The sequence below is a fragment of the Garicola koreensis genome (genome assembly GCF_014195445.1).
GTDB classification, from domain to species: Bacteria; Actinomycetota; Actinomycetes; order Actinomycetales; family Micrococcaceae; genus Nesterenkonia; species Nesterenkonia koreensis.
Map to the genome: position 1 here is coordinate 797,749 of NZ_JACIBT010000001.1, position 14,827 is coordinate 812,575.

The 14,827-nt window shown below is 65.4% G+C and carries 15 protein-coding genes; 3 read left to right on the forward strand and 12 right to left on the reverse strand.

Annotated elements, in window-relative coordinates:
• Positions 1-53: 53 nt before the first annotated feature.
• Entirely contained in the window at positions 54-851 is a 798-nt protein-coding gene (gene qcrC, locus FHX47_RS03715; protein WP_183357503.1) for a cytochrome bc1 complex diheme cytochrome c subunit, read from the reverse strand.
• Between the two features lie 58 nt (positions 852-909).
• Positions 910-1,557: an aa3-type cytochrome oxidase subunit III gene (ctaE, locus tag FHX47_RS03720; protein ID WP_183357504.1), complete on the reverse strand. Its 648-nt coding sequence runs from the start codon at positions 1,555-1,557 to the stop codon at positions 910-912.
• Between the two features lie 233 nt (positions 1,558-1,790).
• Here ctaE and trpD point away from each other — a divergent pair, with 233 nt between their 5' ends.
• Positions 1,791-2,840, forward strand: coding sequence for an anthranilate phosphoribosyltransferase (gene trpD, locus FHX47_RS03725; protein WP_183357505.1), 1,050 nt, complete (start codon positions 1,791-1,793; stop codon positions 2,838-2,840).
• 24 nt (positions 2,841-2,864) lie between these two features.
• Here trpD and def read toward each other — a convergent pair whose 3' ends face one another.
• The 5 genes from def to FHX47_RS03750 all read right to left on the reverse strand — a co-directional run bounded on the left by def (position 2,865) and on the right by FHX47_RS03750 (position 7,158).
• Positions 2,865-3,455, reverse strand: a complete 591-nt coding sequence (def, locus tag FHX47_RS03730) for a peptide deformylase (protein ID WP_183357506.1) — start codon at positions 3,453-3,455, stop codon at positions 2,865-2,867.
• 20 nt (positions 3,456-3,475) lie between these two features.
• Positions 3,476-3,880 carry an aa3-type cytochrome oxidase subunit IV gene (ctaF, locus tag FHX47_RS03735; RefSeq protein ID WP_183357507.1) on the reverse strand — a complete coding sequence of 135 codons (405 nt, stop codon included), beginning with the start codon at positions 3,878-3,880 and terminating at the stop codon, positions 3,476-3,478.
• A 7-nt stretch (positions 3,881-3,887) separates the two neighbouring features.
• A complete protein-coding gene (gene ctaD / locus FHX47_RS03740) occupies positions 3,888-5,612 on the reverse strand; it encodes an aa3-type cytochrome oxidase subunit I (protein ID WP_183357508.1) in 1,725 nt (574 codons plus the stop codon).
• Entirely contained in the window at positions 5,609-6,508 is a 900-nt protein-coding gene (gene ctaC / locus FHX47_RS03745) for an aa3-type cytochrome oxidase subunit II (protein ID WP_183357509.1), read from the reverse strand. The genes ctaD and ctaC overlap by 4 nt, the downstream gene beginning before the upstream one ends.
• Before the next feature lie 254 nt (positions 6,509-6,762).
• Positions 6,763-7,158 (reverse strand): HesB/IscA family protein, encoded by a 396-nt coding sequence (locus FHX47_RS03750; protein WP_183357510.1) that lies wholly within the window; start codon positions 7,156-7,158, stop codon positions 6,763-6,765.
• A gap of 108 nt (positions 7,159-7,266) precedes the next feature.
• On the opposite strand from FHX47_RS03750, the gene FHX47_RS03755 reads away from it, so the two are divergent.
• Positions 7,267-7,875 (forward strand): DUF3043 domain-containing protein, encoded by a 609-nt coding sequence (locus tag FHX47_RS03755; protein WP_183357511.1) that lies wholly within the window; start codon positions 7,267-7,269, stop codon positions 7,873-7,875.
• Here FHX47_RS03755 and FHX47_RS03760 read toward each other — a convergent pair.
• Entirely contained in the window at positions 7,850-8,965 is a 1,116-nt protein-coding gene (locus FHX47_RS03760; RefSeq protein ID WP_183357512.1) for a quinone-dependent dihydroorotate dehydrogenase, read from the reverse strand. The genes FHX47_RS03755 and FHX47_RS03760 overlap by 26 nt on opposite strands.
• A gap of 54 nt (positions 8,966-9,019) precedes the next feature.
• Between FHX47_RS03760 and FHX47_RS03765 the strand changes: the two genes are divergently transcribed.
• Positions 9,020-10,135: an alpha/beta hydrolase gene (locus FHX47_RS03765; protein ID WP_183357513.1), complete on the forward strand. Its 1,116-nt coding sequence runs from the start codon at positions 9,020-9,022 to the stop codon at positions 10,133-10,135.
• Positions 10,136-10,164: 29 nt separating this feature from the next.
• On the opposite strand, the gene FHX47_RS03770 is transcribed toward FHX47_RS03765, so the two are convergent.
• The 4 genes from FHX47_RS03770 to era form a co-directional block, all read right to left on the reverse strand.
• Positions 10,165-11,010 carry an isoprenyl transferase gene (locus FHX47_RS03770; protein ID WP_183357514.1) on the reverse strand — a complete coding sequence of 282 codons (846 nt, stop codon included), beginning with the start codon at positions 11,008-11,010 and terminating at the stop codon, positions 10,165-10,167.
• Positions 11,011-11,014: 4 nt separating this feature from the next.
• Positions 11,015-11,761 (reverse strand): DNA repair protein RecO, encoded by a 747-nt coding sequence (gene recO, locus FHX47_RS03775; RefSeq protein WP_183357515.1) that lies wholly within the window; start codon positions 11,759-11,761, stop codon positions 11,015-11,017.
• 80 nt (positions 11,762-11,841) lie between these two features.
• A complete protein-coding gene (gene leuA / locus FHX47_RS03780) occupies positions 11,842-13,590 on the reverse strand; it encodes a 2-isopropylmalate synthase (RefSeq protein WP_183357516.1) in 1,749 nt (582 codons plus the stop codon).
• A 251-nt stretch (positions 13,591-13,841) separates the two neighbouring features.
• Positions 13,842-14,816 carry a GTPase Era gene (era, locus tag FHX47_RS03785; RefSeq protein ID WP_183357852.1) on the reverse strand — a complete coding sequence of 325 codons (975 nt, stop codon included), beginning with the start codon at positions 14,814-14,816 and terminating at the stop codon, positions 13,842-13,844.
• Positions 14,817-14,827 lie beyond the last annotated feature (11 nt).

Below are 14,827 nucleotides of genomic sequence, written 5' to 3' on the forward strand. Positions count from 1 at the left end.
CTTTGCTGTTTCTTACGTGCGGTATAGGTGCTTGAGTGTTCTCTGCGCCCGTCCTAGGAGGACCGGGAGGTCAGCCAGACCATGGACCCGATCAGCAGCGCCAGTCCCAGCGTCCAGATCAGCAGACCCTCGGAGACCGGTCCGAGGGAGCCGAGCGAGAACCCGCCCGGGGAGGACTGGAAGTGGTCATTCTTCAGGAAGGCGATGATGTCTCGCTTGTCCTCCGGCGGAATGTTGGCGTCGTTGTAGACCGGCATATTCTGCGGCCCGGTGCTCATCGCGGTGTAGATATGAACCGGCTCAACCCCATCCAGCGACGGTGCGAACTTCCCTTCGGTGAGCGCACCGCCGGCGGCTGCGGCGTTGTGGCACATGGCGCAGTTGATCCGGAACAGCTCGCCGCCGCGGGAGGCGTCGCCCTGGTCGGTATCAAGATACTCCTCGGCCGGCACAGCGGGACCGGAGCCCAGCGAGGCCACATAGGCGGCCAGCTGGCTGGTCTGCTCGTCATTGAACTGCGGCGGCTTCTCCTGAGCCTGCGGGCCATGCATCTGCATGGGCATCCGGCCGGTGCCGACCTGGAACTCGACCGAGGCGGCCCCGGCTCCCACCAGCGATGGGCCGTTCTCCGTGCCGTCAGCACCCATGCCGTGACAGGTGGCACAGTTGGCGGTGAAGAGCCGCTCGCCCTCCTCCACCTGCTCGGTGCTGTAGCCCTCGGGCAGGTTGGATGCCTGCGCTTCGTTGACCGTTGTCGCAGCGGCATACAGTCCGCCGGTGAGCAGCAGTCCCAGAAGGAGCAGCGCCACGAAGGCGAACGGGTGGCGGCGCTTCTGCGTCAATGCCTTCACTTAGCCGGTGTCCTTTTCTTCTCAGGTGCGGGGGTCGAGCGTGATGGGTGTGGGGTCGTCATGCGAATATCGGCAGCAGGTAGACGATCGCGAACAGCGCGATCCACACCACGTCCACAAAGTGCCAGTAGTAAGAGATGACGACGGCGGCGTGGGCTTCCTTGGAGGTGAACTTCACGCTGTAGTAGGCCCGGGCGACCACAAAGAGGAACGCGAAGAGCCCGAGAATCACGTGGATGCCGTGGAAGCCGGTGGTGATGTAGAAGGCTGAGCCGAACGAGTTGGCCTGGATGGTCGTCCCGTGGGACACCAGTTCGGCGAACTCGAAGGTCTGGCCGGCCACGAAGATGGATCCCAGCAGGAAGGAGAGGATGTACCACTCCACCATCCCCCAGTGCTTGACGTTCCAGAGGCCGCCGGTGCGCCGGGGCTGATGCCGTTCCGCGGCAAAGACGCCGAACTGTGCGGTGAAGGAGCTGCTCACCAGGATCACGGTGATCAGCGTTGCCAGGGCGACGTCGAGTCCGGCGCTGTACTCGGCCCACATTTCGGGCTGCGTAGAGCGCAGCGTGAAGAACATGGCGAACAGGCCGGCGAAGAACATCAGCTCGCTGGTCAGCCACACCATGGTGCCCACCGAGACCATGTCTGGCCGGTTCGGCAACGTGCGCGACGGAGCGTTGGAGGCTTGGGTTGCAGTGGTCACAGAACCATTATGTCCTGAAAATCGTCTTCATTGCCATTGGCCGGCTGGGTGTGGCGCGTCCAAAGACCGGCCCATGACGCCTCGTTCCGCGTCATCTCTGGGATCGACGTCGGTGAGCGTTACTGAAAGTTGCACAATTATTTCTACAGCGCGTAGTAAACCTCAGGCGGGCGCACCCGTTTTCGGGTCTCTGAAGTGACGACGTCCCCCTGGGGACGGATAGGCTGAGGACCATGGCTGCTTCATCTGAACCGTCTTCCGTCTCCTGGCCCGAACTGTTGGAAACGCTGATCGCCGGCGAGAATCTGAGCGAACAGACAGCGGCCTGGGCGATGAGTCGACTGATGAGCGGAGAGTTGGCTGATGTCCAGATAGCCGGCTTCCTCACAGCCCTGCGGGCCAAGGGCGAGGCGGGTCCGGAGCTGCTGGGGCTCTCTGAGGCCATGATGGCCAAAGCGGAGCCGATCTCTGTGCCAGGCCCCGCCCTGGACATCGTGGGCACCGGGGGCGATCGGCTGGGCACCGTGAACATCTCAACGATGAGTTCGCTGGTGGCCGTGGGTGCCGGTGCTCGCGTCGTCAAGCACGGCAACCGCGGGGCCTCCACCACAGCCGGTGCCGCTGATGTGATTGAGGCCCTGGGGGTCAATCTCACCCTGCCTGCCGAGCGTCTGGCCGCGGCAGCGCAGCAGGTGGGCATCACGTTCCTGTTCGCCCAACATTTCCACCCGGCGATGCGCCATGTGATGGCGGCGCGCAAACAGTTGGGCGTGCGGACCGCATTCAACTTCTTGGGCCCGCTGTCCAACCCGGCCCGCCCGCAGGCTCAGGCTTTGGGCTGCGCCTCAGAGCAGCTGGCTCGTCCGCTGGCTGAGGCCCTGTGGGCTCGAGGCACGCGCGGCATGGTGTTCCGAGGACGCGACGGCCGGGACAAGATCACCACCTCGGCACAGACAGACCTGTGGGAGGTCCGTGCCGAAGGCGTCACCCACTACGAGCTCTCCCCTGAAGATCTCGGCGTCTCACGGTGCACAGTCGAGGACCTGCAGGGCGGCAGTCCGCAGCACAATGCGCAGCTGGTGCGGCGGCTGGTGGCCGCGGAGCCGGGTCCGGTCCGCGATGCGGTGCTCATCAACGCCGCCGCCGGGCTCACCGCCCTCGATGAGGATTCCACCGGCGATGCCGTTTCACGAATTCGGGCCAATATGGCTCGAGCGGAGGAATCCATAGATTCCGGGGCTGCCGCCGATGTGCTGCAGCGCTGGGTGGCCTTCACCTCATAGGCGCCGGGCCACAGCAGACTCTGATCACTCGGTACTGTCGTGGCCGAAGGGATCGGGATCGACACCGGGCATCCACGAATGGCCCGGCACGTTCCAACCTTCGCGCCTGAGCACCTTCTTCCACCGTTTGGCGTAGCGCTCCTTGAGCCGGTTGACGTAGAGGTAGCCGTCGAGGTGGTCAAACTCGTGCTGCATGATGCGCGCGAACCATCCGGTGACCTCGAAACGCATGGGCGCCCCGGCCGGGTCGAATCCGGTGAGCTCCACATGATCGCTGCGCTTCAGCGGAAAGCTGTACCCGGGGGCCGAGAGGCAGCCCTCGACGTCGTCCTCTGGATCAGGCAGCTGCTGGGAGACCTTGCCGATCAGCCGCAGGCTCGGGTTGATGATCGCGCCCTGAGCTGGTGCCTCGCCGGTGTCGCCGTCGTACTTCCAGACAAAGACGCGCAGGCCGACGCCGATCTGAGGTGCGGCCAGACCCACCCCCCGGGAGGCCTCGAGGGTCTCTTCCATATCGGTGATGAGGGCGGCCAGTTCGGCGTCGAAGGTCTCCACCTCGCGGGCGCGCCGGTGCAGCACCGGCTCCCCGTGGATCACAATGGGGTGAACGCTCATCAGAGTCTGCGGCCGCGCCCTCAGTGGGCGTAGGTCTTGCGGTTACCTTCCATGACCCAACCGGTGATGAAGAAGATGACCGGAATCAGCGAGAGGTAGAGGACCCACCAGTCGACGGCCAGGCCGAAAACGACGAACGCCAGGGCGGCGCCCAGGCCCAACGGCCACCAGCTCCACGGGTAGAAGTCCCCGTAGTTTCCGGACATGTCGGAGATTTCGCCGTCCGGATCGTCTGCGAACATCTCCTCGTCGGCGTTCTTGGCCGTGGAGCGCAGATACCACCAGAGCATGAACCCCAGCCCTGCGGTGAGCAGCAGCAGCGGGAAGCCGGCCAGCTCGCCCATCTGGGTCCATACACCGTAGACCACAGTGACCACCAGGAGGAAGACTCCGATGCCGCCGAAGAGAATGAAGCTTACCTTCATGACTTTCCTAGACTCCTGCCTTGTCTTGCTGGTCAGCTGGGCCGAAGATCATTCCTGCCGGGCTCTGCAGGCTGTGCCGCTCCGAGAGCTCCGGGTGGTGCAGATCCAGTGCGGGGCGCTCGGAGCGGATGCGCGGCAGCGAATGGAAGTTGTGGGCCGGCGGTGGGCAGCTGGTGGCCCACTCCAGGGACCCTCCAAAGCCCCACGGGTCGTCGACGAGGACGCGCTTGCCCCTGCGGTGGGTGATCCACACGTTCCAGAAGAACGGGATCAGCGAGGCGCCCAGCAGCATGGAGAACACCGTGGAGAACTGGTTCATCGCGGTGAACCCGTCCTCAACCATGTAGTCGGCGTAGCGCCGCGGCATGCCCATCACCCCCAGCCAGTGCTGGATCATGAAGGTTCCGTGGAAGCCGATGAACAGCATCCAGAAGTTGATCTTGCCCAGACGTTCGTTGAGCATCTTGCCGGTCCACTTCGGCCACCAGAAGTAGAAGCCGGCGAACATGGCGAACACCACCGTGCCGAAGACCACGTAGTGGAAGTGCGCCACGACGAAGTAGGTGTCTGAGACATGGAAGTTCAGCGGCGGGCTGGCCAGGATGACTCCGGTCAGTCCTCCGAACAGGAAGGTGACAAGGAAGCCCAGGCTCCAGAGCATGGGTGTCTCAAAGGTGAGCGACCCTCGCCACAGGGTACCGATCCAGTTGAAGAACTTCACTCCTGTGGGCACGGCGATGAGCATGGTCATCAGGGCGAAGAAGGGCAGCATCACTGCACCGGTGACGTACATGTGGTGCGCCCAGACCGTCACGGACAGGGCCGCGATGGCGATGGTCGCGTAGACCAGACCCTTGTAGCCGAAGATCGGTTTGCGGCTGAAGACCGGGAAGATCTCCGAGACGATGCCGAAGAACGGCAGGGCGATGATGTAGACCTCCGGGTGTCCGAAGAACCAGAAGAGGTGCTGCCACAGGATGGCACCCCCGGACTCCGGGTCGAAGATATTGCCGCCCAGGCGCCGGTCGAACCCGAGGCCGAAGAGCGCCGCCGCCAGCGGCGGGAAGGCCATCAGCACCAGGATCGAGGTGATCAGGGTGTTCCAGGTGAAGATCGGCATGCGCCACATGGTCATACCCGGTGCGCGCAGGCAGATGATGGTGGTGATGAAGTTGACGCCGCCCATGATCGTGCCGAAGCCGGTCAGCGCCAGGCCGAAGACCCACAGGTCCCCGCCGACCCCGGGTGAGTAGGTGGTGTCAGACAGCGGCGCGTAGGCGAACCAGCCGAAGCTTGCCGCTCCCTGCGGGGTGAGGAAGCCCAGCATCACCACGATGGATCCGAAGGTGAACAGCCAGTAGGACAGCGCGTTCATCCTCGGGAAGGCGACATCCGGTGCCCCGATCTGCAGCGGCATGATCGCGTTGGCGAAACCCACGAACAGCGGGGTGGCGAACATCAGCAGCATGATCGTGCCGTGCATGGTGAACAGTTGGTTGTACTGCTCCTTGGTCTGCAAAAACTGCATGCCGGGCTCGAAGAGCTCGGCGCGGATGATCAGCGCCATCACGCCGCCGAGGCAGAAGAAGACGAAGGAGGTGATCAGGTACATGTACCCGAGGGTCTTGTGGTCGGTGGTGGTCATCCAGTCCACCGCGATCCGGCCCTTGGACACTGGGACTGTCCGGGTCTGCTGACCTGACTGGTCTGAGGAGTATTCCAACGTCGTCATTGCTGCTCAGTTCCTCCGGTCAGGGTCTCCTGGTCATACAGGTTGGGGTTGCGGTTGTACTCGTCTCCGCGGTGCCCCTCGTCCAGCGTCTCAAGGTGGTCGACGAACTCATCGGTCTCCACCACTTCGACGTTGAAGAGCATCTCAGAGTGGAACTCACCACACAGTTCGGCGCACTTGCCGTCGAAGGAGCCAGTCTCCTGGGGGCTGAGGTAGATGTAGTTGGTGCGTCCGGGGACCATATCGCGCTTCTGCAGGAAGGCCGGGACCCAGAAGGAGTGAATGACGTCGCGGGACTTCAGCTCGAAGGTGACGTCATGGTCGACCGGAAGGTGGAGGGTCGGAAGAGTCTCGCGCACACCCTCCTCGCCGTCGAGGTTGGCCTGCACATCGGCCTGGTGGACCTCATATTCGGTGCCGTCGTCGGCGGTGTAGGTGTAGTTCCAGTCCCAGGACCACTGTTTGCCGTAGATCTCCACGGTGAGGTCGGGCTCCTCATAGGGATCATCGATGGAACGCTGCACCTGGTCGGTGTAGAAGAAGAGCACTGCAACCATCACCAGCGGCACCGCGGTGTATAGGATCTCCAGCGGCACGTTGTAGGCCAGCTGGCGGGGGTATCCGGTTTCGCCCTTGCGGCGGCGGTAGGCCACCATGCACCAGAGCATCAGGCCCCAGGTGAGCACACCGATGGCCACTGCGGCGATCCAGGAGTTGATCCACAGGTCGGTGATCTCTGCGGTGTTGGACGTGGTGTTCCGCTCCCCCGGCAGCCAACCGCGCCGTGCGGAGCTGTCCTCAGCACAGGCGGTGAGCACCAGCAGGGTCACCCCGGCCAGGGCGAGCGACTTCGCCGTGCGGCTGAAGCTGCCCGTTCGTTTCTGCGAAGAACTCACAGACGGCCCTTCCTCTTCACTTGGTGTGCGAGTGACTCGCGCACGTTCACTTTGGTCTCGATCAGTGCCGGACGGTTGGTGTCTCCGGAGCCGATGAGCGACATCATTACGCTGGGACAAGACTACTACGACTGGTAGTAGTCGGGCAGGTCAGACACCCTGGGCGTGGCAGCCGGACACAGAGAAACCCGCGCTCCTGCGGGGAACGCGGGTTTCAATGTGACTTCTACATTACGTAGAGAAACTGCGGCTGATCAGTGGAAGGAGTCTCCGCAGGCGCAGGATCCGCCAGCATTGGGGTTGTCGATGGTGAAGCCCTGCTTGGAGATCGAGTCCTCGAAGTCGATCTTGGCGTCTTCCAGATAGGGGACACTCATCTTGTCCACGATGACCTGCACACCGTCGAATTCGCGCAGAGCGTCGCCGTCGAGGGTTCGCTCATCGAAGTAGAGCTGGTAGATCAGGCCGCTGCAGCCTCCGGGCTGCACAGCGACCCGCAGGCGCAGATCCTCGCGCCCTTCCTGCTGCAGCAGTGAGGAGACCTTCTCTGCGGCGGCCTCGGAAATCTCGACCTGGTGAGTCTTGTGACCCTCCACCTCGTTGCCACGGATCTGGGTCTTCTCTGCGGTCTCCTGGGTCGGAATGCTCATCACGTTCTCCCTCTCCTGGTGTGACGGTGTTTCGTTCTTGAAGGGTATCAACCAACTCTGGACCTGCATCATTCCCGGCTGGGTCATCTGCGGCAGTAGACTGGCCCAGTGCTTGGACGTAAGAAGAAGACCCAGAATGAGACCATCCCCCCGCAGCCCGCAGAACCGGCTGCGGAAGAGCCGCCGGCTAAGAAGCTTCCGGAGAAGAAGGGCGTGCCCACTCCCACGCGCAGGGAGCAGGAGGCTGCCCGCAAGCGCCCCCTAGTGGCCAACGACCGCAAGGAGGCCCGCAAACGGCAGCGGCAGCGGGTCGCTGAGGACCGGGCGAAGATGCGCCAAGCCATGGAGACCGGGGAGGAGAAGTATCTTCCGACCCGTGACCGGGGGCCGCAGAAGCGCCTTGCGCGGGACTTCGTCGATTCCCGCACGGGCATCGGCGAGTGGCTGCTGATCATTGTGCTGGTCTTCCTCTTCGCCTCCTTCATCATGACCGAGCAGGCTCGCACGATGGTGGCCTTCAGCCTGTGGGCCGTGATGTTCGCCGTGATCGTCGAGTGCTGGTGGGTCGGCCGACAGGTGCGAAAGCGCATCGAAACCACGTTCGGGGTGGGCCAGATGGAGAAGGGGATCCGCTTCTACTCGGCGATGCGTGCCCTGCAGGTGCGCCGGCTGCGCCTGCCCAAACCGATGGTCAGCCGCGGCGAGAAGATCCGCTGAGCGACGTGTCGGCCATGCGGGCCAGGCCGCGGTTGATGCGGCGAACCCAGAACGGTCCCTGGTAGACGAACCCCGAGTAGCCCTGCACCAGGTCTGCCCCCAGCCGCAGCCTTTCTGCGACGTCCTCGGCAGTGGTCACACCTCCCACAGAGACGATGGTGGTCTCCGTGGGCAGCCTGCGGCGCAGACGCACCAGGATCTCTGTGGAACGCTCAGCCAGCACCGGGCCGCTGAGTCCGCCCATTCCGGCGGCGCTGAGGGTTTCGGCCGAGCTGGTCAGGCCCTCACGCGAGATTGTGGTGTTGGTGGCGATGATGCCGTCCAGCCTCAGCTGCGCCACGAGGTCGGCGACGGCGTCGACGTCGTCATCTGCCAGATCCGGAGAGATCTTCACCAGCAGCGGCACATGAGCCCCGGCTGCGGCGTCGGCCTCCTCCCCCACTGCGCGCAGCAGCGGCGCCAGCGTATCGATCTGCTGCAGCTGGCGCAGCCCCGGGGTGTTGGGGCTGGAGACGTTGACCACCAGGTAGTCGGCCAGCGGGGCCAGTTCGCGGGCGGAGAGCAGGTAGTCCTCCACGGCGCCGTCCAGGGGAACGATCTTGGTCTTGCCGATGTTCACCCCGATCATCGGAGCATGGCGCCCGGCAGTCCGCAGCGCAGTCAGGAGCCGGCGGGTGCGCTCCAATCTGGTGCGCACCGCTGCGGCGCCGTCGTTGTTGAAACCCATCCGGTTGATCAATGCCCGATCAGCCAGCAGCCGGAACAGTCGCGGGCGTTCGTTGCCCGGCTGCGCCCGCGCGGTGACGGTGCCGATCTCGATATGGCCGAACCCCAGGCTCCCCAGCGGAAGCACTGCCACGGCTCCCTTGTCGAAGCCGGCGGCGAGACCGAAGGGTGATGGCCACTGCTGCCCGAGGGCGTGTGTGCTCAGGCTGGGGTCGGGCCGGGTGAGGGCCTCCAGCAGCCGGCCCACACCCCCGCGGTGGGCGATGCGCAGGCCGGCGACCACCAGTGAGTGCGCCCGCTCGGGATCCATCCGGGAGAACACAGTGCGGAATGCGGTGCTGTACAGCGGTGCGGGGCGGGGCATGCCCCGATCCTATCGGTCAGCGGCTGCGTCAGGGAGCATCCCTACACTGGAGCCATGACGACGTCGCCATCTTTTCGTGCCCCGCAGGGCGAGGAGGCGGAACCGGCGCCGCAGGGCACACGGCGGGAGCAGCCGTGGGGGGAGCGGCGGTGGTGGGAGCAGCTGAGCACCGAGCACATGAAGGACTCTGCCCCCGGCCAATGGGTCCAGGACTATCTGCCGGGCTGCTCGCGCATGACGCTGCCGCTGGGAGAAGATTTCGAAGGCCCGGTCTCCGCCACTCTGGTGCGTTTGGACCAGCAGCCTTCCGCGCGGCCGGATGACCAGCCGGACCAGCAGCCGTCGGCGCCGGTGCTGCAGCTTCACGGGTGGTCGGACTATTTCTACAATCTGCCCACCGCCCAACGGTGGGCCGCCGGCGGGCACCGGTTCTACGCGCTGGATCTTCGCAAATATGGGCGCAGCCTGCGCCAGCACCAGACGCCCGGCCATATTGAGAGCCTGCAGCAGTACGACACCGAGATCGCCGCGGCCCTGGCGATCATGGCGGAGGAGAATCCGCAGTCGCCTGCACCGATCATCAGCGCCCACTCCACCGGGGGGCTGGTGGCCGCACTGTGGGCCGAGCGCAACCCGCACCGCCTCAGTGCCCTGGTGCTGAACTCTCCGTGGCTGGAGCTTCCCGGCGACGCCCTGGCTCGGGCGGCGGCAGAGGGCATCGTGACCCCTTTGGGCGCAGTCAACCCCACCGCCACATTGCGGGTCCCCCGACTGGAGACCTATTGGGAGTCGCTCTCAGACGAAGCCCACGGCGAGTGGCGGCTGCACCCGCTGTGGCGGCCGCGAAAGTCGTTCCGCATGACGGTCGGCTGGCTGAAGGCCGTCTTCGCCGGCCACCGCAGGATCTACGAGGGCCTGGATATGGAGGTGCCGGTGCTGGTGCTGCTCTCCACCGCCACGGTCTACCGCGCCCAGTGGACTCCGGAGCACCAGGTGAAGGACAGTGTGCTCGACGTGGAGCTGCTGGCTCGCCGCGCAGTGCGCCTGGGTCGCCGGGTCACCGTGGTGCGGCTGCCCTCGGCGATGCATGATGTCTTCGCCTCCGGCGAGCAGGTGCGGCGCACCGCCTACGCCGAAACTGCGCGCTGGCTGCGGGGCTACGCGCCCTAGCTTCTCCGCCTGCGGCGCTGGCTCCCCGCTCAGCCTTCGGGGCCGAATCGGTCCACGGCACCGCCGTATCGTCGGTCCCGCTTGGCGTAGATTTCGATGGCTTCCCAGAGGGTGGTGCGGTCCACGTCGGGCCAGAGGGTGTCCAGGAAGACCATCTCCGCGTAGGCGGACTGCCACAGCAGAAAGTTGCTGATCCGCTGCTCGCCGGAGGATCTCAGGAAGAGGTCGACGTCGGGCAGGTCCGGCTGCTGAAGGTGCGCCGCGAGGGTGGATTCGCGGATGCGTGACGGATCGATCTCTCCGCGGGCGGCCTTCTCGGCGATCACCCGCACCGCATCGGCGATCTCCGCTCGGCCGCCGTAGTTGACGCACATGGTCAGGGTGGCTCGGGTATTGCTGCGGGTCAGTTCCTCGGCGGACTGCAGCTCCTTGATGACCGAGCGCCAGAGTTTGGGGCGCCGGCCGTTCCACCGGATCCGCACACCCCAGGAGTGCAGGACGTCGCGCTGGCGGCGCAGCACCTCGCGTGAGTAGCTCATGATGAAGCGCACCTCGTCGGGGGAGCGCTTCCAGTTCTCAGTGCTGAAGCCGTAGACGCTGACATGCTTGACCCCGGACTCGATCGCACCGGCCATGACTTCCATCAGGGAGTGCTCACCGGCGCGGTGGCCCTCAGTGCGCGGCAGTCCCCGCTGATTGGCCCACCGACCGTTGCCGTCCATGACCACGGCGATATGGGCGGGAATCAGCTCCGCAGGAAGGGCCGGCGGCACCGCTCCCTCCGGGTGGGGCCAAGGGTCCTGGTACGGCGCAGAATTCTTCGACGTCGCAGACTTTCTGGATGTCGCAGGGTTTCTGGATGCGGGTGCGGGCATGGGTTTATTGTGCCAGCCGCAGCGAGGTCAGGCGGCGCTCCAGGTGATGTTGGGCGTAGTCGGTGGCCACTGCCACCGCCTCGTGGCGCAGGTCCGCGGAGGACCTGGCGGCCTGATCCCACTGGCCGTGCTGCAGGGCGTGCAGCAGTTCTGCGGTGCCCGCGCTGATGGTTCGGGTGCCGGGCGGGCGGCAGTCGCCGCAGACTGGACCGCCGGAGCCGGGGTGGAACCCCAGGTGGGCCCCGCCGGCGCCGCAACAGACGCAGACGGACCAGGTCACCGCCCACCCGGCAGAGCCCATCGAGCGCAGCAGGTACGAGCTGAGCACCAGGTCCGGAGTGTGGACTCCGCGGGCTAGAGCCGAGAGTCCCCCGTGCAGCAGGTCGAACTGCCGAGTGTCGGAGCCGTCTTGGGTGTCAGTGAGTCGTTCGGCGGTCTCTGCCATGGCGGAGGCGGCGGTGTACTTCTCGTAGTCGGCGGCGATCATGGTGCCGTAGCTGCTGCGACCGACGGCCTGGGTGATGATGTCCAGGCTGCGTCCGTGGACGAACTGCACATCAGCGACCATGAAAGGCTCCAGTGTGGCCCCGAACTTGGACTGTGTGCGGCGGACCCCCTTGGCCACGGCACGCACCAGACCGTGGAAGGCAGTGAGCACGGTGATGATCCGATCGGCTTCACCCAGCTTCTGGGTGCGCAGCACGATGCCCAGATCACGGTAGCTGCGGGAGGCGAAGTTACTTGCCGCCATGCTGCTTCGCCTCCCTCACTGATTGACCGGCACGACGCCGGGGCCGGGCCGCTGCGCTGCCAGAATAGTCCGCCGGGAGGCTATCCGTCGCGAAGGGCGCGGTTGACCGCGGAGATCACCGCCTGCAGCGAGGCCAGCGTGGTGTTGTAGTCGATTCCCACGCCCCAGAGCACGCGTTCACCGATGGCCAGCTCCACAAAGCTGGCGGCCTGGGCGTCGCCGCCGGTGCTCATGGCGTGTTCGGTGTAGTCCAGCAGACGCACGTCGACACCGTCACTGGCCAGGATCCGCAGCAGTGAGTCGATGGGGCCGTTGCCCTCACCGCGCAGCTGGCGCTGGGCCCCGTCGGTGCGCAGGTCCACGTCCATGGAGAACTCCCCGGCGGCGGTGGATGAGGTTTTCACCTCGCCCAGCCGGTAGTGGCCCCACTGCTGGTCGCCCTCGTCGGAGGGCAGGTACTCATCCTGGAAGGTCTCCCAGATCTGATCGGCGGTGACTTCGCCGCCGCCGTCGTCCGCCCGGCGCTGGATGACCCCGGAAAACTCGATCTGCGCCCGCCGGGGAAGCTCGAGGCCGCGCTCGGCCTTCAGCACGTAGGCGACGCCTCCCTTGCCGGACTGGGAGTTGACGCGGATGACGGCCTCGTAGCTGCGTCCGATGTCTTTGGGGTCGATCGGCAGGTAGGGCACCGCCCAGGTGATCTCCTCGCGCGGCAGGCCTTCGGCCTCAGCTCGGGCGTCCATGTGGTCGAAGCCCTTGTTGATCGCGTCCTGGTGGGATCCGGAGAACGCGGTGAAGACCAGGTCCCCGCCGTAGGGGGAGCGCTCCGGCACCGGCATCTGGTTGCAGAATTCGACGGTGCGGCGAATCTCGTCCATGCTGCGGAAGTCGATCTGCGGGTCCACGCCCTGGCTGAACAGGTTCATCCCCAGAGTGATCAGGTCGACGTTTCCGGTGCGCTCACCGTTGCCGAAGAGGCATCCTTCGATCCGGTCGGCGCCGGCCATATAGCCCAGCTCGGCGGCGGCGACACCGGTGCCGCGGTCGTTGTGCGGGTGCAGCGAGAGGATGATCGACTCGCGGTGGCGCAGATTGCGGTGCATCCACTCGATGGAGTCGGCGTAGACATTGGGGGTGGCCATCTCCACCGTTGCCGGCAGGTTCACGATCACTGGGCGTTCCGGGGTGGCTCCGAGCACATCAACCACTTCGCTGGAGATGTGGGCTGCGAAGTCCAGCTCGGTGCCGGTGAAGGACTCTGGGCTGTACTGGTAGACGATCTCAGTCTCGACCGAGGAGGTGGCCAGCAGCTGCTCCTCGAACTTCTTGCACAGCCGGGCGCCGCTGGTGGCGATGTCGATGATGCCGGCCTTGTCCTGCTTGAACACCACTTCACGCTGGACCACGGAGGTGGAGTTGTAGAGGTGGACGATGGCACGCGGGGCGCCCTCCAGCGCCTCAAAGGTCCGTTCGATGAGGTGTTCGCGGGCCTGGGTGAGCACCTGGATGTAGACGTCGTCGGGGATCTTGTCCTGCTCGATGAGTTGGCGCACGAAGTCGTAGTCGGTCTGGGAGGCGGAGGGAAACCCGACCTCGATCTCCTTGTAGCCCATACCCACCAGCAGGTCGAACATGCGGTGCTTGCGCTCGGGGCTCATCGGGTCGATCAGCGCCTGGTTGCCGTCCCGCAGATCGACCGCGCACCAGCGTGGGGCGTCCTTGATGATCTTCTCCGGCCAGGTGCGGTCCGGCAGGTCAGTGGTGATCTGATCCTCAAACGGGGTGTACCGGCGGAACGGCATGTCAGAGGGCTTCTGCAGCTGGCGCATAAAACTTCCTTCGATTCGTGGCGTAAGAATGTCCGCGGGGCCGAGGTGGGGCAGCTGCCAAGCAGCGCCGGAGACTCCGCAGCGGGGATTCGACCGGGAAGTTTGTCCGCAGTGACCTACACGCGCACGCACTCTTCCCCGCTGCGGCGGAGAAGCTGTAGTCGTAGTGCGCTGTGAATGGTCTGCACGTAATCACGCTAACACGGAGCGCCTCTGGTTTCACCTTCGGCTCCGGGACGCGTCGGCCCGGGTCAGAAGCCCAGCCGGTTGAGCTTCTTGGGGTCGCGCTGCCACTCTTTGGTGACTTTGACGTGCAGGTCCAGGTACACCGGGGTTCCGAGCAGCTTCTTGATGCCGGTCCGGGCGTGGCTGCCGATCTGCTTCAGCCGCGAGCCGCCGCGGCCGATGATGATGGCCTTCTGCGAGTTGCGCTCCACATGGATCGTGGCGTGGACATCCAGCAGCGGTTTCTCCTGCGGACGGTCCTCACGCGGAATCATCTCCTCCACGGTCACTGCGATGGAGTGCGGCAGCTCGTCGCGCACATCCTCCAGGGCGGCTTCGCGGATCAGCTCGGCGATCATCATCGTCTCCGGCTCGTCGCTGAGCTCCCCGGTCGGGTAGAGCGGCGGAGAGGGCGGCATCATCGCCGTCAGCTCCTCAGCGACCACATCCACCTGATCGCCCTCCACGGCGGAGACCGGGATGATCGCGCTGAATCCCTCGGCCTGCTTGCCTTCGCCGGCCAGGTGCTCACGACCGAGCTGATCCACCGCCACCAGGTGCTCGGGCAGCTGGTCCCTGGCCACCTTGTCCACCTTGGTCACCAGCGCCACCACCGGCTGGTGCGGCACCTTCCTCAGCTGGGCGGCGATGAACTTATCGCCGGGGCCGATCTTCTCGTCAGCCGGCAGGCAGAACCCGACGACGTCGACCTCGCTGAGTGTGTCAATCACCAGGTCGTTGAGCCGTGAGCCCAGCAGTGTGCGCGGCCGGTGCAGGCCGGGAGTGTCCACCAGCACCAGCTGAGCGTGGTCACGGTGGACGATCCCGCGGATGGTGTGCCGGGTGGTCTGCGGCTTTGAGGAGGTGATGGCCACCTTCTCGCCCACCAGGGCATTGGTCAGCGTCGACTTGCCTGCGTTGGGCCGGCCCACGAAGCTGGCGAACCCCGCCCGGTAGTTCTCGTCGTATTCGGGGAACTCCGGGAGGTCGCCGATCAGCATAGAGCGGTCGC